Source organism: Actinomyces lilanjuaniae, assembly GCF_003606385.1.
GTDB classification, from domain to species: Bacteria; Actinomycetota; Actinomycetes; order Actinomycetales; family Actinomycetaceae; genus Actinomyces; species Actinomyces lilanjuaniae.
The window spans coordinates 2,928,172-2,949,506 of sequence record NZ_CP032514.1 but is presented as its reverse complement, the minus strand read 5'-3'; the positions used below and the strand labels follow the sequence as shown (position 1 = coordinate 2,949,506).

The window sequence follows — 21,335 nt, the reverse complement described above, 5'->3', positions numbered from 1 at the left end:
GTATCAGCCTCTCGTCTCGGCTTCGTCTGCGCTGGTATGTGTCTCCTGTGCGTTTCCCTCGATGACGCCTCCCAGTGCTGCCGACAGCCGCCGCCACTCCCGGCGACGTTCTGCGAGCTCGGAGGTACCCAGCGGGGTCAGCTCGAAGTACTTGCGAGCAGGTCCGGAGGGGGACGGCCTCCAGGAGGTGGTGACTAGGCCGCGTCGGTCCAGGCGGAGCAGCGCCGGATAGAGGGTGCCGCCGGGTACCGGGCCGATGCCGCTGGTCTCCAGGCGCTGGCTGAGGGACAGTCCGTAGTCCGGGCCGACTTCCAGCAGGGAGAGCAGGCAGGGTTCCAGGAGCCCGCGTACGAGGTTCGTTGAGACGGGTGGGGTCGCCATGGTAGGTAGGTTACCTAGTAACCAGACAGCCTGTCTACCGGGGCGGCGCCCACCAGCGCAGTGAGTGCGCGGCCGTTGGAGGCGGCTGCCTCACACGGCCCGGTAGGTGGCTGGCCTTGTTGAGCGTCGGTGTGCGTCCGCTCCGGTGTCAGGCTGTGTAGGCCCCCTGGTAGACGCAGTCGAAGGGCGCGTTGCCGTGCATCCTGTTCTCGATGGCACTGACGACGACGTCCTTGGCGGTACGGGCAGCCTCCAACGGCGTAGCGCCCTTGGCGAGCTCGGCAGTGATCGCTGCCGCCAGGGTGCAGCCCGCGCCTGAGACGCGTTCTTGTCCCACGGCGGGCACCTCCAGGACCTCCAGGTCGCTGCCGTTGTAGTAGACGTCCAGCGCCGTGCCCGTACCCAGCAGGGTGCCGGCCTTGGCGACGACGTGGGGGGCGCCGGCGTCGTGGATGCGCCTGGCGGCGTCCTTGAGCTGGTCAACCGTGGTGATCTCCTCGACGCCGGCCAGGACCTGGCTCTCAAAGAGGTTAGGGGTGACGACGTCAGCCAGGGGGAGGACCTTTTGGCGCAGCGCGTTGTCCACGTCGAGAGCGGCCCCGGGCTCCTGGCCCTTGCAGATGAGGACCGGGTCCACGACCACGTGGGGGAAGCGGTGCTGCTCCAGGGCCTCAGCCACGACGTCGATCGTGGCAGGTGTGCCCAGCATGCCGATCTTGACGGCGTCGATGCGGCCGTGTACTGCCGTGGCGGCCTCGATCTGGTCGTGGATGACCTGCGGGTCCACGGGGACAAAACGGTGCGCCCAGTCGTTGGCGGGGTCGAAGGATACGATGCAGGTCAGTGAGGTGCAGCCGAAGACTCCCAACTGGTGGAAGGTCTTGAGGTCAGTCTGCGCCCCGGCGCCGCCGGAGGCCTCCGAGCCGGCGATGGCCAGGGCGATGGGGGGAGTGGTGATGCGGTCCGTCAGAGCCGTCGGGGCCGTCGTGGGTGTCTGGGTCATGGCACTAGCCTGCACCCGGACAGGTGCCCAGGCCAACAAAAGACGGCTGCCGGGGGTGGGGGTGGCGGCGTGCGCCCGGACGGTGGCAGGCACTGTGCCGACCAGCCGCTCGACGCGTGAGTCCGGTACCTGGACGCTTGGTATGCCAGAATGACGCGCGAACTGGAGGCAGGGTCCGTGCCTGCTCCGGAGGTGCCTGGGGATACCGGGGACACTGGAGACGGCCCAGGCACGGTCCGGAGACGACACAGGAGTGCCTCATGCCCATGGTGTACCCCGACCCTCCTCGTCCGTACCGCCCTCGTGCTGCCACGACGCAGACCCCGGACGGCCCCTTCACGATTGTCGTGGGCCGGGAGGTTCTGGCATCGGGGTGGACTACCGACCCGGCTGACCTGCTGGCTCTTATCCACCCCAGCCTGCGACCGGGTGCCAAGGACCTGGAGCTGGTCTGTGCTGACCTGCTTCCGACCGACGAGGGCGCGCGTCCAGGTGCAGAGAGCCTGTCCCCGGGGCTGGAGGGATCTTCCGCGGCCGCCAGCGGGTCGTGTCCACCCGGTCCGCAGATCGGCGACTCCGACCCGCTCAGCCAGGCACTGGCTGCCGTGGAGTCCTACTACTCCGGTGAGCTGGAGGCGCCCGGCCGGGTGCCGGTGGTCCAGCGCTCAGGTCCCTTTCGTGAGGCGGCCTGGGAGGTTCTGCGCGGGATCCCGCCGGGGGCTGTGCTGAGCTATGCCGATTACGCCGCCCGCTGCGGACGTCCCCGTGCCGTGCGCGCGGCGGCCGGGGCGTGCGCCTTCAATGCTGCTGCGCTCTTTGTTCCCTGCCACAGGGTGGTGCGTACCGACGGCTCCCTCGGCGGCTTCCGCTACGGGGTGGGCGTCAAGACGAGCCTGATTGCACGTGAGGCCAGGCCCTAGCGGGAATGGAGCACGACCTCCCTGGTGTCCGCCCGTGCGCTTTCCTTCGGGCCGTCCGCAGTGGAAGATAGGTCCATGAGCAGCGCCGCCCCCGTCCCCGAGACCCTCTACGATCTCGTCTTTCACGCTCTTGACCCGCTTGAGGCCGCAGAGAGAGACATCTTTCTCACGCGCGTCGAGCGCTGGTATCCGGACCTGCTTGACGGTCTGACGACCCTCTACGGTGATGCCGGGGCGGATACCGCGCTCACGCTGGTAGAGCAGGCGGCGCACGCCTACGCCGACCGTGACCCCGAGCTGCGTCGGCTGGACCTGGCCCGCACACTGGACCCCTCCTGGGTCCAGGACCCCAGCCGCATCGGCTACGCAGCTTATACCGAGCGTTTTGCCGGGACGCTTCGGGGCGTAGAGGAGCGTATCGACTACCTGCGTGAGCTGGGCGTCACCTACCTCCACCTCATGCCGCTGCTCACTCCGCGGCCGGGCGACTCCGACGGCGGCTACGCCGTGGCCGACTACCGGTCCGTCCGCGAGGACCTGGGTACGATGGAGGACCTGGAGGACCTGACGGCGCATCTGCGTGAGGCCGGGATCTCCCTGGTCGTGGACCTGGTGCTCAACCACGTGGCCGCCGAGCACGAGTGGGCCGCGCGGGCGCGGGCCGGGGAGCAGCGCTACCGAGACTACTTCCTGGTCTATCCCGACCGCACCGAACCTGACGCCTACGAGGAGACCCTCCCGGAGATCTTCCCGGACTTCGCGCCCGGCAGCTTCACCTGGGACGAGGACATGGCGGGGTGGGTGTGGACCACCTTCAACTCTTTCCAGTGGGACCTCAACTGGCGCAACCCCCGCGTCATGGAAGAGTTCGCCGACATCGTGCTGGACCTGGCTAACCGGGGGGTGGAGGTGCTGCGCCTGGACGCCATCGCCTTCACCATCAAGCGCAAGGGCACCGACTGCCAGGGCCAGCCTGAGGTCCACGCCGTCACCGCAGCCCTGCGGGCGCTGACCCGTATCGCCTGCCCGGCCCTCGACCTGAAGGCCGAGGCGATCGTGGCTCCTACCGAGCTGCTCCAGTACCTGGGGCAGGGCAGGTACACCGGCAAGGTCTCCGACCTGGCCTACCACAACTCCCTCATGGTCCAGGTCTGGTCCATGCTTGCCACCCGGGACACGACCCTGGCGGTCGAGGCGCTCCAGAACCTGCCCGTGGAGCCCTCAACCGCCACCTGGATCACCTACCTGCGCTGCCACGACGACATCGGCTGGGCCATCGACGACGGCGACGCTGCCGCCGTCGGCCTGTCCGGGTTCGGACACCGGGCCTTCCTGGCGGACTGGTACTGCGGGGCCTATCCCACCAGCGACGCCCGGGGGCTGGTCTTCCAGCACAACCCGATCACCGGGGACCGGCGCATCGCAGGCACCGCCGCCTCCCTCATCGGGCTGGAGGCTGCGGCAGAGGCCTGGGAGGGCGTCACCGACGACACTCCTGCGCACCAGGCCGAGGACCTGTGGACATGGCGCGAGGAGAGGATCCACGCCCTGCGCATGGCGCACGCCCTCCTCTACGGGTGGGGAGGAGTTCCCGTGCTGTGGAGCGGGGACGAGCTGGCCCAGCCCAACGACCCCAACTGGGACGCCGAGCCCGGCCACGAGGCGGACTGCCGCTGGGCCGGGCGTCCCCGGCTCGATGACGCCCGGGTGGCTGAGCGCTGGAACCGCTCCACCGTGGAGGGGCGGGTCTTCACCGACCTGGTCCGCATGGCCCGCGTGCGCGCCAGCCTGCCCCAGCTGGAGGCCAGCGTGCGCACCCAGGTCGACGACGTGGACGACCCCGGTGTGCTCCTCACCCACCGCGACCACCCCAGGGGCAGTTTCGTGGGCGTGTACAACGTGACGCCTGACTGGCGCTCGGTCTCGGCCGCCCGGCTGGCCGAGCTAGGGGTCATGGGGGCCACCGACGTCCTGACTGACACGGTGCCCTTCGGCTCGACCTCCCTGGAGGGGGCCGGGGACGGGCGGGTACCGGTGCCTCCCTACGCCGCCTGGTGGTTGGTGCGGGCCACGGACTGAGGGGCAGCTGCGCCGGGGCGGTAGACCGAGGGACCCGGTGCCATACGCAGGCCGGGTACGGCCGACGGCGGCTGCGGCTGAGGGGTGGCTGGTGCCGGTCCGGGCTGGGGCGCGGTCGCCGTGAGGTGTGGCCGACGCGGGCTGCGGACCGGGCCGCAGGTGACGGGACAACGCTGAAACCTGGTGGAGAACTCCATCAGTCACTAGCGGATTTCTCCACCAGTGGCTGATGGAGAACTCCACTGTGGAGCAGGGGCGTATCTGTACGCTAAGGGCATGTCGTCGTACCGGCCTCGGGTGGTGGACCCGCTGATCCGCGATGCTCTGGCCTCCAGCGGCGCCGTGGTGCTGCGTGGTGCCCGGGCCACAGGCAAGACGGAGTCCGCCCTGCAGGTGGCAGCGTCTACCTTGCGGCTTGACTCGGCCTCGCCCCGGGCCCGGCTGGCACGTGCCTCTCCGGAGACCGCGCTGGCTGGTGACACACCTCGGCTGCTGGACGAGTGGCAGCTGGCCCCGGGGCTGTGGAACGAGGTGCGCCATGCTGTGGACCAGCGTCGTGCACCCGGTCAGTTCGTGCTCACTGGCTCGGCCAGTCCTGACGACGACCCGTTGCGCCACTCGGGGGCGGGGCGCATGCACACGCTCCTGCTGCGTACCATGACCCTCGCGGAGACGGGGCACTCTACGGGGGAGGTCTCGCTGTCCTCGCTCCTGGACGGCGAGGAGCTCCCGCTGGCAGAGAGCGCCCTGGGCCTGCCCGAGCTGGTCAGCCGCGTCGTCACCGGTGGGTGGCCGGGTTGGTTCGACCTGTCAGAGCGGTCCGCCCGCTCGCGTGCTGACTCCTACGTCCAGGATATCGTGGAGCACGAGTTCGCCACAGTGGCTGGCACGCGCCGTGACCCACGCAGGTTCCACGCCTACCTGAGTGCCCTGGCGGGTCTGGTGGCGCAGCCGGCCAGCCAGGCGGCGGTCGTGCGCCGCATGAGGAAGGAGTACGTGGGCTCTCTGGGACCAACGGCGCCGACGGCGCTGCACGACCTGGCCCAGCGTCTCTTCCTGGTTGAGGACCAGCCTGCCTGGTCGCCGAGCCTGCGCTCAGCGAGCGCGGCCTCGCAGGCCCCCGCCCGGCACCTGGTGGACCCTTCACTGGCGGCCGTCCTGCTGGGGGCGGGCAGCGACAGGCTGATGACGGATCCGCAGACGCTTGGCTTCCTGTTCGAGTCCCAGGTGGTGCACGACCTGCGAGTCTATGCCCAGGCTGCGGGTGCGCGCGGGGTGTTCCACTACCGTGACACCAAGGGACGTGACGAGATCGACGCCGTGGTGGAAGGGGCGGATGGCCAGTGGCTAGCCGTCGAGGTCAAGCTGGGTGAGGGCCGTGTTGAGGAGGGTGCGGCGAACCTGCTGCGGGTCACCGCCAAGATGACCAGCCCGCCACTGATGTGTCTGGTGGTGGTGCCCACCGGCGTGGCCCACGTACGGCCCGACGGCGTGGGTGTGCTGCCTCTGACTGTGCTGGGGGCTTGAGGGGGTCTGAGTCAGCCTGGCCAGCGGTGTGTGCCGTGAACCGGACTCCTGGCAGTGAGTGGGCGAGCGGAGCCGGAGGAGTGGGCAGGTGAGCCGACAGAGGCTGTCAGTGCCTGGCCTTATGATCAGGGTTATGGAGGAGTCTCAGGCGGTCTCGACGAGCCAGGTCTACACCATTGCCGACCTGCGTGTGCTGGTGCGTTCCGGTCGTCTGCGCGTCCCCCAGTTTCAGCGCTCCTTCCGCTGGGAGGCCCGTGACGTTCTTAGCCTGCTTGACTCCGTGGTGCGAGGCTACCCCTTTGGCAGCCTCCTGCTGTGGAAGCGTGAGGCGCAGGCGCAGGTGCTGCGGATTGGCGGGCTGGAGGTGGAGGCGGCTGCGCGTGAGGACGCTCTATGGGTAGTGGACGGCCAGCAGCGCATTACCAGCCTGGTCAACGTTGTCGACCCAGAAGGCGCCAAGGACCCGCGCTTCACCCTGGGATACTCGCTGAGGACCCACCAGGTAGTGGGGGCCAGCCGCCTTGACGAGTCACTGGTCATCCCCTTGCCGGACCTTTTTGATATCGGGCGGGCGCTCGCTTGGCTGGCGGACAACCCGGACGCCTCTGAGCATGCTCCTCTCATCCAGGATGTGGCGGGTCGGCTCAACCGGGTCGCTGTACCCGCTACGGTCATGGAGCAGGCTGACGAGAGCGTCCTACGCGAGGTGTTTGACCGGATCAACTCCCGGGGCAAGCGCCTGAACGCCGCCGAGATCTTTGACGCCATCCACGGTGGCCCGGGGCGGGAGCTGACGATCCCGGGGATAGCCGCTCGTGTAGACAGCGAGACCCGTTTTGGCCTGCTCTCGGACACGGTGGTGGTTCAGGCACTGCTGACCCGCCGTCACCCTGACATCACCCGGGACATCCACAGCGAGTTCTCCCCGGCTCGCCGTGAGGTCAGCGCCTTCTCCGGAGAGGACCGACAGGAGGCCTATGAGGCTACTGAGCGGGCACTGGTGGCCGCAGTCCGCTTTCTCCAGGGGCAGGCGGATGTCCCTCATATGACCTTCCTGCCCTTCCGCTTCCAGCTGCTTGTCCTCACCAGGTTCTTTGCTCTTTTCCCCCAGCCTCACGCGCGCAACCTAGAGCTTTTGCGCCGGTGGCTGTGGCGCTCCAGTGCGGGGGCTGACGCCCTGAGCATCAGCGGTTCCCGGACCGACCTGCGGGACATGGCCAAGCACGTGGTTCCAGGCGAAGAGTCCGCCTCCGTCCAGCGGCTTCTTGACGCTGTCAGGCTCCCCGAGCCTCCGGGACTGCCAGACCTGCGCACCTTTCGGTCCACTCGTGCCGACTCCAAGATGATCCTGGCGGCCATGTGGAAACGGAACCCAGTCAACCTGATGACAGGCCAGTCGGTCACGCTGGAGGAGCTGGCCACTGTGCTGGAGGGAGAGACTACTCCCCGGGCGGTCGCGGTGGAGCTGGCTCCTGCTGCTGTGCTGGGGCCGGACTCTGCCCTGGCGGCTAATCGGGTTATTGCCGTAGATGACCGGCGTGAACTGGTAGCCCAGCTCTCCGGCGACGTCGAGGAGTCCGCCCTTGCCTCCCTGCTGCTGGACCAGGAGACGCTGGGTCTCCTTCAGGACAACCGCTACCAGGAGCTGTTGCAGCGGCGGGAAAAGATGCTGGAGGACTACCTCAGCGACTTCTTGGCGGTGCGCACCGCCTACGCCTATGACGACACCCCGCCCCTGGTCGAGCTGATCAGTCCTCCCTCCGACCAGGACCGTTCTCACGGGGAGGCTGACCTGTGAGGGAGGAGGTCTACGCTGTGTTGTTGCATGGACAGCACGTCGGCTCGCTCCAGCGGCGGGACTCCTTCACCAAGTTCGTGCTTGACCGCGACTACTGGGGGCGTGCGGACCGTCCCGTGCTGGGGCAGTAGTTTGAGGACCATCCCCGCAGGCAGCCGCACGCGGTAAACCATCTGCCTGCGTGGTTCTCCAACCTGCTACCTGAGGGGCGGCTGCGCGAGTTGATCGCCCGTGAGCAGGATGTGAGCACCCACCAGGAGATCGACCTGCTGGTACGGATCGGCCGCGACCTGCCCGGGGCCGTTGAGGTGGTACTGGACCCGGAGGACCAGCAGTCCCTAGGGGTCCGGACGGAGTTGCTGCACGTCGTCGACCAGGGCGGCCCAGGCGGTCGGGGGGACCCGGTCCAGCCCGACCTGCGGTTCTCACTGGCCGGCCTGGCCCTCAAGCTCTCCATGAGGTGGGAGGAGGAGCGCCTGGCGCTGCCCGCGCACGGCCAGACGGGAGAGTGGATCCTCAAGACGCCGGACACCCAGTACCCAGACCTGCCCGCCAACGAGTTCGCTGTCATGGGCCTGGCCCGGGCCGTGGGCATTGCGGTTCCCGAGACCCGGATGGTGCACCGCGACCAGGCTCCTGACCTGAGTGATAGGTTCTGGCCCTCCCATGAGGGCCAGGCCTACGCCATACGGCGCTTTGACCGCAGTCCCGGGGGCCGCGTCCACATGGAGGACCTTGCCCAGGTCCTGGGAAAGTCTGGGGCGGGAGAGGGGAAGTACCAGTCCACCGTCCAGACCGTGGCAGGCCTGGCCTATCGTGGGCGGGACCACGAGTCGCTGCGGGAGATGGTGCGGCGTGCCACCTTCAACCTGCTGGTAGGTAACGGGGACGCCCACCTGAAGAACTGGTCGCTCATCTATCCCGACCGCAGGCGCGCCCGCCTCTCGCCCGCCTACGACCTCGTGTGCACGGCGGTGTACCTGCCCAGCCCGGAGGACCCCGACCTGGGCCTGCCTTTTTTGGGTGCCCGGCGGCTGTCCCAGGTGACCCGGGACCACTGTGCCGAGCTCCAGCGCAGGCTCGGCGTGGGGAAGGAGGACGTGCTCGACGTCGTCGACGACACGGTGCAGCGCTTCTGCGACCTCTGGCACACTGCCAGCCAAGAGGCCTGGGCGGAGGGCATCCCCCGGCCCGTGGTGTGGTGGATCGATGACCACCTCCGGGACACCCGTGCCCGGCTGGGGTGCTAGAGGTGTCGCGAAGGTCCGTGTGTGACGACTGGGCTCGGCACGGTGCGCGCAGCAGGTGTCAGCAGGTGCCGGAGCGCGCCCGTGCCGCCCTCAGTACGTGGCTACGCTCAGCAGGAAGGCCAGGCACATCACGATCTCTATCAGTCCCAGCTGGCGGGGTCGCAAGGGCTGGTGGTGCCCGCGTACCAGCCGCCACTGCCGCAGCGGCACGACCAGGGACCGCACAGCCAGCACCACCCACAGCACCGCGTGCGCCCACGGCAGGTAGCCGCCGCTGGCCAGCCACAGCGTCACCGCTGCGACCGCCGTGTGCGCCGCGACCGTCCCGGCCAGGAGCACGGTGTTGAAACGCTCGCGGATCATGGACTTGATGTAGGGCACGGTTCCGCAGAAGTAGGCGGCTGTCAGCGCAGTGACCAGCCACATCCACGACCAGCCTGTCAGTTCTCCGTTAGGTGAGCTCCCCGGTAGGTTGTCGGCCCCCGCTCCCAGTCCCAGGAACCCGCCTGCGCCCCCCACGGCCAGGCAGTAGGTGATAGCCGCCATGAGGGAGGCGGCCGCCGTGGTGGAGAGCCCGGACAGGAGGGAGCGCTCGCGGCCTCGCCACACCTGGTGGGCTGCGACGGCAAGCAAGGGTGCCAGCGGTACGGCCCACTGCAGCAGGTAGGGGGTGACCAGGACGGTGACGAGGCCCAGCACTCCCGTCCAGCCGGTGTAGACGAGCAGCGGCATGAGCAGCAGGACACGGCGCTGTGCGGAGCGGGTGCGCAGCCACTGTGACCACGCCCAGTAGGTCAGGTAGGCCCCCCACCAGGCGGGGATGAGCAGCAGGTTCACCCAGCTGAAGCCGCCCACCACCCAGCCGACCACCGGGGGCAGGACGAGCATGGACCAGGCCCCGTGCTGGTTGGGCACCCACGCCTTGCGGCCCGGTCGGCGGCCGCCTTGGGCGGGACGTGCCGGGGCAGGTCTCTTCCAGGCAGTGCTGGTCTGCCCCGGGCTCTGGGAGGGCCCGGCATGTCCGGGCCGCCTCTGTGGGGGGTGCTGCGCGGAGGGGACAGACGATGTGGACCTTGGCCTACCGGTGGCCAGCATGACGTCGTCGTCCGGGCCGGGGCGGGACTGGTGGGAGGGGGCGGTGCGGGGCGGCTGGCTCGGTCCGCTCGTGGAGTCGCCTGACTGGTTGCCCGGGCGAGTGCTCGAGGCGTCACCGCACGGGTCGGAGGGTGAGGACGGTCGTGTCTGGCTCACGTAGACAAGCCTAGACAGTCCACCGGGCTGGCTGGTGGCCCTGACAGGAGACTGCCTGACGGCCAGGCATGAAGACCGGGGAGGTCTCTGCGAGAACGACCGAATCCTCATAGGACGACTGGTACGTCAGTCACCTATGAGGATTCGGTGCATCGTGACGGAATCGGTACGTCTCGGCGCGCCTCGCGTCGCGGCGAGCCAGCCCGGCCTCAGCCGCCCAGGGCGGCAGACACCACCTTCTTGGCCTCCTCCTGGACCAGGGCCAGGTGCTCGTCCCCCTTGAAGGACTCGGCATAGATCTTGTAGACGTCCTCAGTGCCTGAGGGGCGCGCGGCGAACCAGGCGTTGTCCGTGGTGACCTTCAGCCCGCCGATCGGCTCCCCGTTACCGGGGGCGTCCACCAGGCGGGCGGTGATCTCCTCGCCAGCCAGCTCGGTGGCGGTGACGTCGGAGGGGGACAGGGCCGCCAGCTTGGCCTTCTCCTCCTTGGAGGCAGCAGCGTCGATACGGGCGTAGGCGCTGGCACCGAAGCGCTCCACCTGCTCCTGGTGCAGGGCGGAGGGCGACTTCCCGGTCACCGCGATGATCTCGCTGGCCAGCAGCGCCAGGATGATGCCGTCCTTGTCCGTGGTCCACACGGTGCCGTCCTTGCGCAGGAAGGACGCCCCGGCGCTCTCCTCGCCGCCGAAGCCCACCGACCCGTCCAGCAGGCCGGGTACGAAGTGCTTGAAGCCCACCGGCACCTCCACCAGGCGGCGGCCGACAGCCTCCACCACCCGGTCGATGAGGGAGGAGGAGACCAGGGTCTTGCCCACGGCGCAGCCCTGCCCCCAGCCGGGGCGGTGGGTGAGGAGGTACTCAATAGCCACGGCCAGGTAGTGGTTGGGATTCATGAGCCCGCCGTCAGGGGTGACGATGCCGTGACGGTCGGAGTCGGCGTCGTTGCCGGTGGCGACGTCGTAGGGGGTCGCGCCCTCGGCGTCAGGCGTCATGGCCTCACGCAGGGAGGCCATGGCACTGGGGGAGGAGCAGTCCATGCGGATCTTGCCGTCCCAGTCCAGGGTCATGAAGGACCAGGCCGGGTCCACGCTCGGGTTGACCACCGTGAGGTCCAGGCCGTAGCGCTCGCCGATGGCCCCCCAGTAGTCCACGGCTGCCCCGCCCAGCGGGTCGGCGCCGATGCGTACCCCCGCCTCACGGATGGCGTCCATGTCGATGACGTTGGCCAGGTCGGCGACGTAGGTCTCCAGGTAGTCGTGCCTGATCACGTAGGGGCCGTCCAGGGCCTCGGCGACGGGTACGCGGGGACCTCACGCCAGCCGGAGGCTAGCAGCTCGTTGGCCCGCGAGGCGATCCAGCCGGTGGCCTCGGAGCCCGCGGGACCTCCTGTGGGCGGGTTGTACTTGAAGCCGCCGTCACGCGGAGGGTTGTGGGAGGGGGTGACCACGATGCCGTCGGCCAGGCCAGGACCGGTGGTGCGCACGCCCTCAGCGGTGCCTGCCCCGTTGGCCAGGAGGATGGAGTGGGACACGGCAGGGGTGGGGGTGTAGGAGCCGCGGGCGTCGATCGCGGTCATGACGCCCGCACCGGAGAGCACCTCGATGGCGGTGCGCCACGCAGGCTCGGACAGGGCATGGGTGTCGCGCCCCAGGTAGAGAGTGCCGTCGGTGCCCTGGGAGCGGCGGTACTCCACGATGGCAGCGGTGGTGGCCACGATGTGTGCCTCGTTGAAGGCCGTGTCCAGGGAGGAGCCCCGGTGCCCGGAGGTGCCGAAGACCACCTTCTGTGCGGGAACGGTGGGGTCGGGGACAAGGTCGTAGTAGGCGGAGACGACCTCGTCGACATTGATGAGGTCCTCGGGCTGGGCTGGTTGTCCTGCGCGTGGGTGCATGGCGCATAGTGTGTCACCGACCACTGGTGCGGGTGCGTGTTTTCGCTCACCGGGCACAAGAAGCCGGGCGCAGGACCGAGAACAGGACCGAGAAGGTATGCCTGCTCGGCGCGCCTTGACCTGGTCCGCAGGGTAGACCAGGGTGTGCTCATGATCTCAACCAGTCCTGATCGCGGCGCTGCCGCCCCTGCATCCGTTGTCGCCACCGAGTCGGCCCCCGCTGCCGTCGGCCCCTACTCTCAGGCAGTGAGCACCGGGGAGGGCAGTGGCAGCCTAGTCTTTGTCTCCGGACAGGTCCCGCTGGACCCCGCTACCGGCTCCCTCGTCGAAGGGGGTGTCCAGGTGCAGGCGGAGCAGGTGCTGAGGAACGTGGGCGCGATCCTGTCCGCTGCGGGCCTGGGTTACGCCGACGTCGTCAAGACCACCGTGCTGCTGGCCGACATCGCTGACTTTGCCGCGGTCAACGAGGTCTACGCCCGCTTCTTCGAGGGGGAGGTCCTGCCCGCCCGGGCCGCCTTCGCGGTGGCGGCCCTGCCGCTGGGGGCGAGGGTGGAGATCGAGGCCGTGGCCGTACGGCCCTGACGGATGGCTGCCGTGAGGCCCTGCCCGGCCAGAACCGGAGGAGGTATGAGGCTGCCCCGCACCGGACGCGGGAGGGGCGTGAGGCCGCCTCGTGATGGCAGTGCTGGCAGTGGCAAGAGGCCGTCTGCTGTGCACCTGGGAGGGCTGCGGGCTGTCGCGCTCTTTGTGGCAGTGCTCGGCACGGGCCTGGTGCTTCTCGTGTCCGCTGTGCTGGTAGTGACGTGGCCGTTTGGGCGTACCCACCACCCCAGCGTGGAGATTCACGACGAGGCAGACGTGTTCCAGGAGGAGACCCTTGCTGACAGCCTGGGTGAGCTGGCCTTCCGCCAGGATGTCCACGTGGCCGTCCTCTCTGTGCCCGGTCACGGTATTGCCAGCGCTCGCGACTTTAACGACACGGTCCGGGACTATGCGCGCACCAGGGACACCCACACCCCCTGGATCTCCCCGAAGGACCCGGGCTACTGGGCTGAAGGGCTAGTCATCCTGGCCCTTGCCCCGGACTCCCGGTGGGTCGGCTGCTACTTCGGGGAGGACGTCACGCTGCCCCTGGACCAGCAGCAGGCGGCCCAGGAGGCTGCTAGGTCCCGGCTGCGGCAGGCGGACTGGGACGGCGCCGTGGCGGCCATGGGAGGGGATATTGCCGACAATGTTGGCAGACCCGGTGAGGACAGGCCAGCGGTAGCCGTGCTACCGGTCCTGCTCGGGGTAGGAGGCGTGGCTCTTGTCGGCGCCTACCTGGGTCCTGGGGTGCTGGCCCGGCGCCGCACCGCTGCTGCACGCAGTTCCTACGCGCAGGTGGTCCGTGATCATGAGGCCACCGAGCGTGCGGCCCGCACAATCCCGGAGGCCCGGCCCTACGGGGCGCAGGTCCTTGCCCGGTACCGGTGGTTCCGCCAGGAGTACGACGACGTAACGCGGCTCTTCGGTGAGCACGGCGAGCCGGTAGGTGCCCAGTGGTTCAGCTGGCGGCTGCTGCGGCGGGCGACCCGCTTGCAGAAGAAGGCCGCTGAGCTGGACGCGCTGGACGACGTCGTCGTCAACGCTGCTGCCCTGCTCACCATGGGCCACGGCTGGCAGGATGCCTGGCGCAACGAGATGGGGCCGGTGCTGGAGGACCTGCAGGCCCTGAGAGAGCTGTGCGGCGAGGTCTGGGACGGGAGGCTGAGGGGGCTTGCGGCAAAGGAGCGCCAGTGGGTACGTGTTCAGAAGCAGCGGCTGGACACAATGACGGAGGAGCTGGCTGACCATCGGATGGTGCCCGAAGACGCTCTGGCTGAGCTGGACCGCGTCTCAGACGAGACCCGAATCCGGGTTGACGTGCTGGCCAAGGCCGCCCTAGACGCGGACGACTCGCGCCACGCCGAGCAGCGGCAGCAGTACTACAAGCAGTCCCACCCCTGCGGGGACTCGGAGACAGCGAGGGTCTACGGCGGTCAGTGGTCGTATGACGGTGTCAGTGAGAGCTACGTCCCGTACTCCACGATCCGGCTCAACCCAAGCTCGCCTGGTCTCTCAGCGCCAGGAGTGTCGAGGCGCAGCAGCAGGGTCCGGGACGGCTCACGGCAGGCGGCCGGGGTCGGCGCCCCAGGCGGCCTGGCTGGGACAGCTGTCTTCTTCGCACCAGCCGCGGACCTGGTAGCGGGCTACCGCGCCGCAGCCTCCTACGAGCCGTCCAGCGGCGAGAGCGGTGTGGGAGGCTTCATTGGCGGTGAAGGCTCGGTGGGGGGCGGGCACGGGGGCGGTGGCTTCAGCGGAGGCTTCTCGGGGTCCGGCTCCTCCTCCTCGTTCTGACGAGGCGGCAGGTCTGAGTGTGGCCTGACATCCTGCCACAGCGGTCGCACCGAGCGCCTGCCCGGGCTGCCCTGCGACCGCTGCGCCTGCGGCGGCCCTCGCAGGTCGTGATGTCCACGCTGCCGCGACACGCCAGACGGAGGTGTGACAAGAGTGGGACAAGAGGTTCAGGTGACGTTGTCCCCAGGGTGGGGGCAGGCTGGAGACACTGGTGCTCACTGTGCCGGGGCTGTCTGTGTCCAAGGTGCCCGGGTTCGTGTCACACCCCTGGAGGACCATGGTTCCGCGGGACACTTGACCGGGGTTCCGGCGGGGCCTGGGCCGTGACCGGTGGGGCGTCCACCGGTCCTCCACAAGCTCGTGGAAGCTGTCCACAGAACGGAGCGGTGCTTATGCACAAGAACACGCCAGACACATCATCTAGGGGTGGTGGCGTGAATCGACCCCTAGGGGTAGTGTCTTGCCCAACGGCGGCGCTCGCGCCAGCCGTGAATGGCAGCAGCGTGGTCGCCTCCGGGTCGGCCCTCTCACGGGGGGACGGTCTGGAGGGGCCGCGGGAACCTGAGGAAGAGGACGACATGGCGATCACCGTCTACAGCAAGCCCAACTGTGTCCAGTGCTCGGCTACCTACCGTGCCCTGGACAAGGCCGGCCTGGCCTACCGGACGGTGGACGTCACCCAGGACGCCGAGGCCCTGGAGCAGGTTCGTGCCCTGGGGTACGCCCAGGCGCCGGTGGTTACCGCTGGCGGCGACCACTGGTCCGGCTTCCGTCCGGACAGGATCAAGGCCCTGGCGGCTGCGGCTGAGGCCGTCGCCGTCTGATCTCTGCGCTGGATGCTGTTGCTGTATGAGCAGCCAGCCTCCTGGGCCACCCCTTCTGGTCTACTTCTCCTCCACTTCGGAGAACACCCACAGGTTTGTCAGCAGGCTCGGCCTACCCAGTGCTCGTATCCCCCTGCGTCCCGCGGACGGGGCGCTTCGGGTGGAGGAGGACTACGTTCTGGTGGTGCCCACCTACGGCGGTGGCTCTGTCAAGGGTGCAGTGCCTAAGCAGGTCATCAGGTTTCTCAACGACCCGCGCAACCGGGCGCTGTGCCGAGGGGTTATCACCTCGGGCAACACCAACTTCGGCCAGGCCTACGGCCTGGCCGGCGACATCATCGCCAGCAAATTGGGCGTACCTGTGCTGTACCGCTACGAACTGCTCGGCACTCCGACCGACGTGGAACGCGTCAAGCAAGGATTGGATAACTTTTGGCAGACACGCTGACGGACACTGGCACGGAGACCGCGCCGTCCCCGGACCTGGACTACCACGCCCTCAATGCCAGGCTGAACCTGTATGACGCCAACGGGCTCATCCAGTTCGACGCCGACCGCCAGGCAGCCCGCCAGTACTTTCTCCAGCACGTCAACCAGAACACGGTCTTCTTCCACGACCTGGAGGAGAAGCTCGACTACCTGGTGAGCGAGGGCTACTACGAGGGCCACGTCCTGGAGCGCTACTCCCCGGCCTTCGTCAAGACGGCCTTCAAGGCCGCCTACGCCCACAAGTTCCGTTTTGAGACCTTTCTGGGCGCCTTCAAGTACTACACCTCCTACACGCTCAAGACCTTCGACGGCAAGCGCTACCTGGAACGCTTCGAGGACCGGGTCACCATGGTGGCCCTGACCCTGGCCGACGGTGACGAGACGCTGGCCCTGGACCTCGTCGAGGAGATGATGACCGGGCGCTTCCAGCCGGCCACCCCGACCTTCCTCAACGAGGGCAAGGCGCAGCGCGGCGAGCCGGTCTCCTGCTTCCTGGTGCGTATCGAGGACAACATGGAGTCCATTGCCCGCGGTATCAACTCCGCCCTCCAGCTGTCCAAGCGCGGCGGCGGCGTGGCGTTGCTGCTGAGCAACCTGCGGGAGATGGGCGCCCCCATCAAGCGGATCGAGAACCAGTCCAGCGGCGTCATCCCCGTCATGAAGCTGCTGGAGGACTCCTTCTCCTACGCCAACCAGCTCGGCGCCCGCCAGGGTGCAGGGGCGGTGTACCTGCATGCCCACCACCCTGACATCATGCGCTTCCTGGACACTAAGCGCGAGAACGCCGACGAGAAGATCCGTATCAAGACGCTGTCGCTGGGCGTGGTCATTCCCGACATCACCTTTGAGCTAGCGCGGGCTAACGAGGACATGTACCTCTTCAGCCCCTACGACGTCGAGCGCGTCTACGGGATACCCTTCGCTGACGTCAATGTCACTGAGAGGTACCGGGAGATGGTCGACGACGGGCGGATCAGGAAGACCAAGATCAACGCCCGCACCTTCTTCCAGACCCTGGCGGAGATCCAGTTCGAGTCCGGCTACCCCTACGTCATGTTCGAGGACACGGTCAACCGGGCCAATCCGGTCAAGGGCAAGGTGGTCATGTCCAACCTGTGCTCGGAGATCCTCCAGGTCAGCGAGCCCAGCGTCCTAGGCGAGGACCTGTCCTTTACCCACGTGGGCAAGGACATCTCCTGCAACCTGGGCTCCCTCAACATCGCCAGGACGATGGACTCCCCGGACTTCGCGCGCACCATCCGCACCGCGGTGCGCGGCCTGACGGCGGTCAGCGACCAGACCCGCCTGCCCAGCGTCCCCTCCATCGACCGGGGCAACCGTGAGTCCCACGCCATCGGCCTGGGGCAGATGAACCTCCACGGCTACCTGGCCCGGGAGCGCATCTACTACGGGTCTGAGGAGGGGCTGGACTTCACCAACGTGTACTTTGCCAGCGTGCTGTTCGCGGCCCTGACCGCCTCCAACGAGTTGGCGGTGGAGCGGGGCCAGAGCTTTGTGGGCTTCGAGGACTCCGCCTACGCCGACGGTTCCTTCTTCGAGAAGTACGTGACTCAGGACTTCGTGCCGGTGACTGACCGTGTGCGTGAGCTCTTCGAGGCCTCCAGTGTGCACGTGCCCACTCGTGCGGACTGGGCGGAGCTGGCCCGTAAGGTCAGGCAGGGCGGTCTGTACAACCGCAACCTGCAGGCGGTGCCGCCGACCGGGTCGATCTCCTACATCAACAACTCCACCTCCTCCATCCACCCGATCGTCGCCAAGATCGAGATCCGCAAGGAGGGCAAGATCGGCCGCGTCTACTACCCGGCGCCCTACATGACCAACGACAACCTGGAGTACTACCAGGACGCCTACGAGATCGGTCCCGAGAAGATCATCGACACCTACGCGGCTGCCACCCAGCACGTGGACCAGGGGCTGAGCCTCACCCTGTTCTTCCCGGACACCGCCACCACTCGCGACGTCAACCGGGCGCAGATCTACGCCTGGCGCAAGGGCATCAAGACCCTCTACTACATCCGTCTGCGCCAGGCGGCGCTCACCGGCACCGAGGTTGAGGGCTGCGTGAGCTGCATGCTGTGAGGACAGCAGTGGTGCAGGGCGACTCCGAGGACTCCAGGGAGCGTCCGGAGGTTCGCAAAGCACTCATCGACATGATGACTGAGATGCCCATGAGCGCCAAGGTCTACCGTGCGAATGCACGGCCGAAGGTCGGCCGTCCCCAGTGTCTTCGCCGACTGGCTGAATCCGTACGTGCGAGCGCCTGCCGACGCCTGGTCCTGGACCAGAATGACTCCGTGATGAGGGCTGATCGGCAGATCCTTCAGCAGGTGCTCGGCTGTGGTTGGGAAGGGACCTATGACCATCTTCGAGACCATGAAGAGCCTCTGCTGTGGCTCGCCGATGCCATCAGCTGGTCCTGGAACAAGGGCGGGGAGTGGCGGAGACGGCTGAACGGTATCGACATCAAGGTCATCGAACTCAGTGTGTGACAGGGAGCAACGCACCGATGACGGTCTGGGCTGCTCCCAGGTACGCGAAACCCGGCTCGCCCACCGTCCGGAAGGCTGCCGGGCACACTTTGCGCTGCTAGTGCAACGCACATCCCTAGTGTACGGTGCTGCCGAGGCGCCTGGCAAGAGAGAATCTGTGCCGGTAGCGTGCTGTGTCCTCTGCTGAGCCTATACAGGTGGCCGTGGCCATGCAGAAGGCGGCCGCAGTTGGCCCTGCTGCACCCGCCTGGCTGCGGCAGGACCGCCTCTGAGTCCCCGTAGGCGGGTGCGCCAGGCGGCGCTCACCGGCACCGAGGTTGAGGGCTGCGTGAGCTGCATGCTGTGATGGTGACTGTCCGTGTCTGGACAACCTGCCTGAGTGTGGGTCACCTGGCGGGAGTGGCGAGGCAGTCCGAGGGGTGATGTGGGCGCCCGGGTCACCGATGGATCTGGCAGTGGCTTCGATGACGCGGTGGTCGCGCCCACCAATATGCCGACATATGCCGTACAGGAACTCGTTGACGGCGCTCTTGCCTTCCGGTGTCCCGAGTTGATCGACGCTCAGTCCCCAGAGTCCGCCAGGACTGGTGAGCACCATCCCTTTGTCCGTCAGCCGCAGTTCGACGGCGCGTCCTGCGGTCGCGTCCGACAGGTCACGGTGGACGAGGGCGTTGGCGACGACCTCTCTCACGGCGACGAGCCGGATGGAGAACTCGGTGCCGGAACGGCCGTCAGTGCTGACAACCAGGGTGCTGGAGACGTTCTGGGCCACCCACTCGGTGGCACCGTCGAGGATCGTGGGGAGTGGGCCGGTGAAGTCCTTGCGGTTCATCGCACGACGGGTCGAGTCTGTTGCGTTGCCAAGGTCGACTGCTGCGGTGAGGCTGAGGTGCGGAAGGTGCTGTTGGGGGTAGGTGCCCAGCGCATAGAGGCCGGCGACCGTGGCCTCGCCGGTGCCTGCGAGGACGTTCATCCGCAGGAGGATCTTGTCGTCGGCAGCATCCTGGAGGGCGGGAGTGGAGTGTCTGACGGAGGCCGCGAAGTCGTTGACAGCGGTAGGGCTCAGGTCATCGGTTTGTCGTTGACGGCTGCTTCCTCGACGTTGACGGCTACGACGGTGGTGCCGCCCAGGTGGATGCTCTCAGCACGAACCCTCAAGGGTGGTGTGAACGCGAACGCCTTGCGGGCGAGGCGGTCCTCTCAGGTGAGCCGGGGCGTGCTGGGTGGGGTGCCTCCACGTTCAACAGCGTTGAGCACCCCCGGACCCTCACAGGCTCAGCCCGAACACTGGGACCACCAGGCCCATGACAGCCAGCGTCACCAGCACCATGCCGATGATGTTGAGCCAGACCCCGGAGCGGACCATGTCTGCGAGCCGGACGTAGCCCGACCCGTAGGCCACGGCGTTGGGCGGTGTGGCCACCGGCAGCATGAAGGCGAAGGTTGCCGACAGGGCGACCGGTGCCGTCAGCAGCAAGACGTTGGCGGGCTCCTGCTGAGTCAGCCCGATACCGACGGCCACGCCCCCCATGATGGGCAGGAAGGCGGCTGCCGTGGCGGTGTTGGAGGTCAGCTCGGTGAGCACGATGACCAGCAGTGCCACCGCGGCCACGAACAGGACAGTGGGCAGTACCTCCAGCCCCCTGGCCTGCTCCCCGATCCAGATCGACAGCCCGAGCCGGGAGAACATGGATGACAGGGAAAGTCCGCCGCCGAACAGCAGCAGCACGTCCCACGGCACCTCCTTGGCGGTGGCCCAGTCCAGCAGGCGGGTCCCCTGGGCACGGTCCCCGGGCAGGAGGAACAAAATGGCGGCGGTCGCCATAGCGATGAGGGCGTCGGAGATGTTCAGCGCGGCCCCGGTCCTCTCCAGCAGGGTGGGGACGAGCACCCAGGAGGCGGCCGCAGCCAGGAACACGATGCTGACGCGTACCTCCCCGCCGCTCATGGGCCCTAGGCGACGCCACTCCTCCTCAATGACCTCGCGGCCCCCGGGAACCGTGTCGATCTCGGGAGGCAGCAGCACGTAGACCAGCAGCCACCACGCCACCACCATGAGGACGGCAGCCAGCGGCACCCCCACCAGCATCCACTGCCCGAACCCGATCTCGACCCCGTGGGTCTCCGAGAGGTAGGCCACCAGCAGGGCGTTAGGCGGGGTGCCGATGATCGTGCCGACCGAGCCGATGGAGGCGGCGTAGGCGATGGCGAGCATGAGCGCGGTGGAGAAGCGTCGTATCCGCTGCCTGCCACCGGCCAGGGAGGAGACCAGCCCCAGCACGGAGGCGCCGATAGGCAGCATGAGCACGGCCGTGGCGGTATTGGATACCCACATGGACAGGAAGCCCGTGGCCACCATGAAGCCCAGAACTAGTGACCGGGGCCTGGTACCGACCCACAGCACCACCCGAAGGGCGATACGGCGGTGGAGGTTCCATCTCTGCATGGTCAGGGCCAGCATGAACCCGCCCATGAACAGGAAGATAGTGTCCGAGGCGTAGGGGGCTGCTACTTCCTCGAAGTCAGCCACCTGGAGGGCTGGGAAGATGACCAGGGGCAGCAGGGCGGTGGCAGCCAGCGGGATCGCCTCCGTCATCCACCACAGGCCCAGCAGTACTGCGGCCGCAGCCACCGTGCGCAAGCCGGTGTCGGTGAAGGCGGCCTCCTCGCCGGAGGCCACGGCTGTGGCATTGACCTGGTCGATGGCGGAGGAGGGGAAGGCGATGTAGGTCAGCACTGCTAGGGCAAGCCCCAGCACGACCCCGATGCTGCGACGGCGCTGCGCCAGCCGGGGTGCCGGGTGCTCGGGAGGGTGCTTGGAGGAGGCTGGGACGGGCGAGGACGGGGCGGTGGTTGGACTCATGCGGATGCACCTCCTTGTGCACGGCAATAAGTTCGACGAGTATACATGAATGTCTGGGACTTGGGTCCTAGGAGCAGGGTGCGGTCCTCACCCAGGCAACGAAAACGTCATAGGACAACAAGGCACCTTGTTGTCCTATGACGTTCTCGGTGTTCGGCCTGCTCGGTGTTCGG

The 21,335-nt window shown here is 67.9% G+C and carries 16 protein-coding genes and 2 pseudogenes; 12 read left to right on the top strand and 6 right to left on the bottom strand.

What is annotated here, in order from left to right:
- Positions 1–3: 3 nt before the first annotated feature.
- Both D5R93_RS12655 and D5R93_RS12650 read right to left on the bottom strand, forming a co-directional pair.
- Positions 4–381, bottom strand: coding sequence for a PadR family transcriptional regulator (locus tag D5R93_RS12655; protein WP_120205572.1), 378 nt, complete (start codon positions 379–381; stop codon positions 4–6).
- A 148-nt stretch (positions 382–529) separates the two neighbouring features.
- Positions 530–1,384 carry a hydroxymethylpyrimidine/phosphomethylpyrimidine kinase gene (locus D5R93_RS12650; RefSeq protein WP_119835419.1) on the bottom strand — a complete coding sequence of 285 codons (855 nt, stop codon included), beginning with the start codon at positions 1,382–1,384 and terminating at the stop codon, positions 530–532.
- Positions 1,385–1,644: 260 nt separating this feature from the next.
- On the opposite strand from D5R93_RS12650, the gene D5R93_RS12645 reads away from it, so the two are divergent.
- From D5R93_RS12645 to D5R93_RS12625, 6 genes and pseudogenes are all read left to right on the top strand, one after another.
- The gene (locus D5R93_RS12645) at positions 1,645–2,304 is read left to right on the top strand and encodes a methylated-DNA--[protein]-cysteine S-methyltransferase (RefSeq protein ID WP_243106817.1); all 660 of its coding nucleotides are present in this window, start codon (positions 1,645–1,647) and stop codon (positions 2,302–2,304) included.
- Positions 2,305–2,379: 75 nt separating this feature from the next.
- The gene (locus tag D5R93_RS12640; protein WP_119835420.1) at positions 2,380–4,383 is read left to right on the top strand and encodes an alpha-amylase family protein; all 2,004 of its coding nucleotides are present in this window, start codon (positions 2,380–2,382) and stop codon (positions 4,381–4,383) included.
- A 276-nt stretch (positions 4,384–4,659) separates the two neighbouring features.
- On the top strand, positions 4,660–5,910 hold the full coding sequence (locus D5R93_RS12635; protein ID WP_120205570.1) for an ATP-binding protein: 1,251 nt from the start codon (positions 4,660–4,662) through the stop codon (positions 5,908–5,910).
- A 133-nt stretch (positions 5,911–6,043) separates the two neighbouring features.
- Positions 6,044–7,708 carry a DUF262 domain-containing protein gene (locus D5R93_RS12630; protein WP_120206101.1) on the top strand — a complete coding sequence of 555 codons (1,665 nt, stop codon included), beginning with the start codon at positions 6,044–6,046 and terminating at the stop codon, positions 7,706–7,708.
- 158 nt (positions 7,709–7,866) lie between these two features.
- Positions 7,867–8,007 (top strand): annotated as a pseudogene (locus tag D5R93_RS14640) (HipA N-terminal domain-containing protein); the annotation flags it as partial.
- 9 nt (positions 8,008–8,016) lie between these two features.
- The gene (locus tag D5R93_RS12625) at positions 8,017–8,958 is read left to right on the top strand and encodes a type II toxin-antitoxin system HipA family toxin (RefSeq protein WP_279221437.1); all 942 of its coding nucleotides are present in this window, start codon (positions 8,017–8,019) and stop codon (positions 8,956–8,958) included.
- Positions 8,959–9,048: 90 nt separating this feature from the next.
- Here the strand turns inward: D5R93_RS12625 and D5R93_RS12620 are convergent, their stop codons facing one another.
- Both D5R93_RS12620 and pgm read right to left on the bottom strand, forming a co-directional pair.
- Complete coding sequence (locus tag D5R93_RS12620; protein WP_243106816.1) at positions 9,049–10,209, bottom strand: YwiC-like family protein; 1,161 nt, start codon at positions 10,207–10,209, stop codon at positions 9,049–9,051.
- Positions 10,210–10,418: 209 nt separating this feature from the next.
- Positions 10,419–12,100, bottom strand: a pseudogene (gene pgm, locus D5R93_RS12615) (phosphoglucomutase (alpha-D-glucose-1,6-bisphosphate-dependent)).
- A 150-nt stretch (positions 12,101–12,250) separates the two neighbouring features.
- Between pgm and D5R93_RS12610 the strand changes: the two are divergent.
- From D5R93_RS12610 to D5R93_RS14395, 6 genes are all read left to right on the top strand, one after another.
- Positions 12,251–12,682 (top strand): Rid family detoxifying hydrolase, encoded by a 432-nt coding sequence (locus tag D5R93_RS12610; protein ID WP_120205565.1) that lies wholly within the window; start codon positions 12,251–12,253, stop codon positions 12,680–12,682.
- A gap of 45 nt (positions 12,683–12,727) precedes the next feature.
- Positions 12,728–14,476 (top strand): DUF5129 domain-containing protein, encoded by a 1,749-nt coding sequence (locus D5R93_RS12605; protein WP_120205563.1) that lies wholly within the window; start codon positions 12,728–12,730, stop codon positions 14,474–14,476.
- Positions 14,477–15,054: 578 nt separating this feature from the next.
- On the top strand, positions 15,055–15,300 hold the full coding sequence (nrdH, locus tag D5R93_RS12600) for a glutaredoxin-like protein NrdH (protein WP_119835609.1): 246 nt from the start codon (positions 15,055–15,057) through the stop codon (positions 15,298–15,300).
- Positions 15,301–15,325: 25 nt separating this feature from the next.
- Positions 15,326–15,748 carry a class Ib ribonucleoside-diphosphate reductase assembly flavoprotein NrdI gene (nrdI, locus tag D5R93_RS12595; RefSeq protein WP_119835427.1) on the top strand — a complete coding sequence of 141 codons (423 nt, stop codon included), beginning with the start codon at positions 15,326–15,328 and terminating at the stop codon, positions 15,746–15,748.
- Positions 15,733–17,889: a class 1b ribonucleoside-diphosphate reductase subunit alpha gene (gene nrdE / locus D5R93_RS12590; protein WP_120205560.1), complete on the top strand. Its 2,157-nt coding sequence runs from the start codon at positions 15,733–15,735 to the stop codon at positions 17,887–17,889. Before nrdI ends, nrdE begins: the two co-directional genes overlap by 16 nt.
- An 8-nt stretch (positions 17,890–17,897) precedes the next feature.
- Positions 17,898–18,299, top strand: coding sequence for a hypothetical protein (locus D5R93_RS14395; RefSeq protein WP_243106815.1), 402 nt, complete (start codon positions 17,898–17,900; stop codon positions 18,297–18,299).
- A gap of 115 nt (positions 18,300–18,414) precedes the next feature.
- On the opposite strand, the gene D5R93_RS12580 is transcribed toward D5R93_RS14395, so the two are convergent.
- Together D5R93_RS12580 and D5R93_RS12575 are read right to left on the bottom strand one after the other, a co-directional pair.
- The gene (locus D5R93_RS12580; RefSeq protein WP_120205557.1) at positions 18,415–19,272 is read right to left on the bottom strand and encodes a putative DNA binding domain-containing protein; all 858 of its coding nucleotides are present in this window, start codon (positions 19,270–19,272) and stop codon (positions 18,415–18,417) included.
- 294 nt (positions 19,273–19,566) lie between these two features.
- Positions 19,567–21,162 carry an SLC13 family permease gene (locus D5R93_RS12575; RefSeq protein WP_120205554.1) on the bottom strand — a complete coding sequence of 532 codons (1,596 nt, stop codon included), beginning with the start codon at positions 21,160–21,162 and terminating at the stop codon, positions 19,567–19,569.
- Positions 21,163–21,335 lie beyond the last annotated feature (173 nt).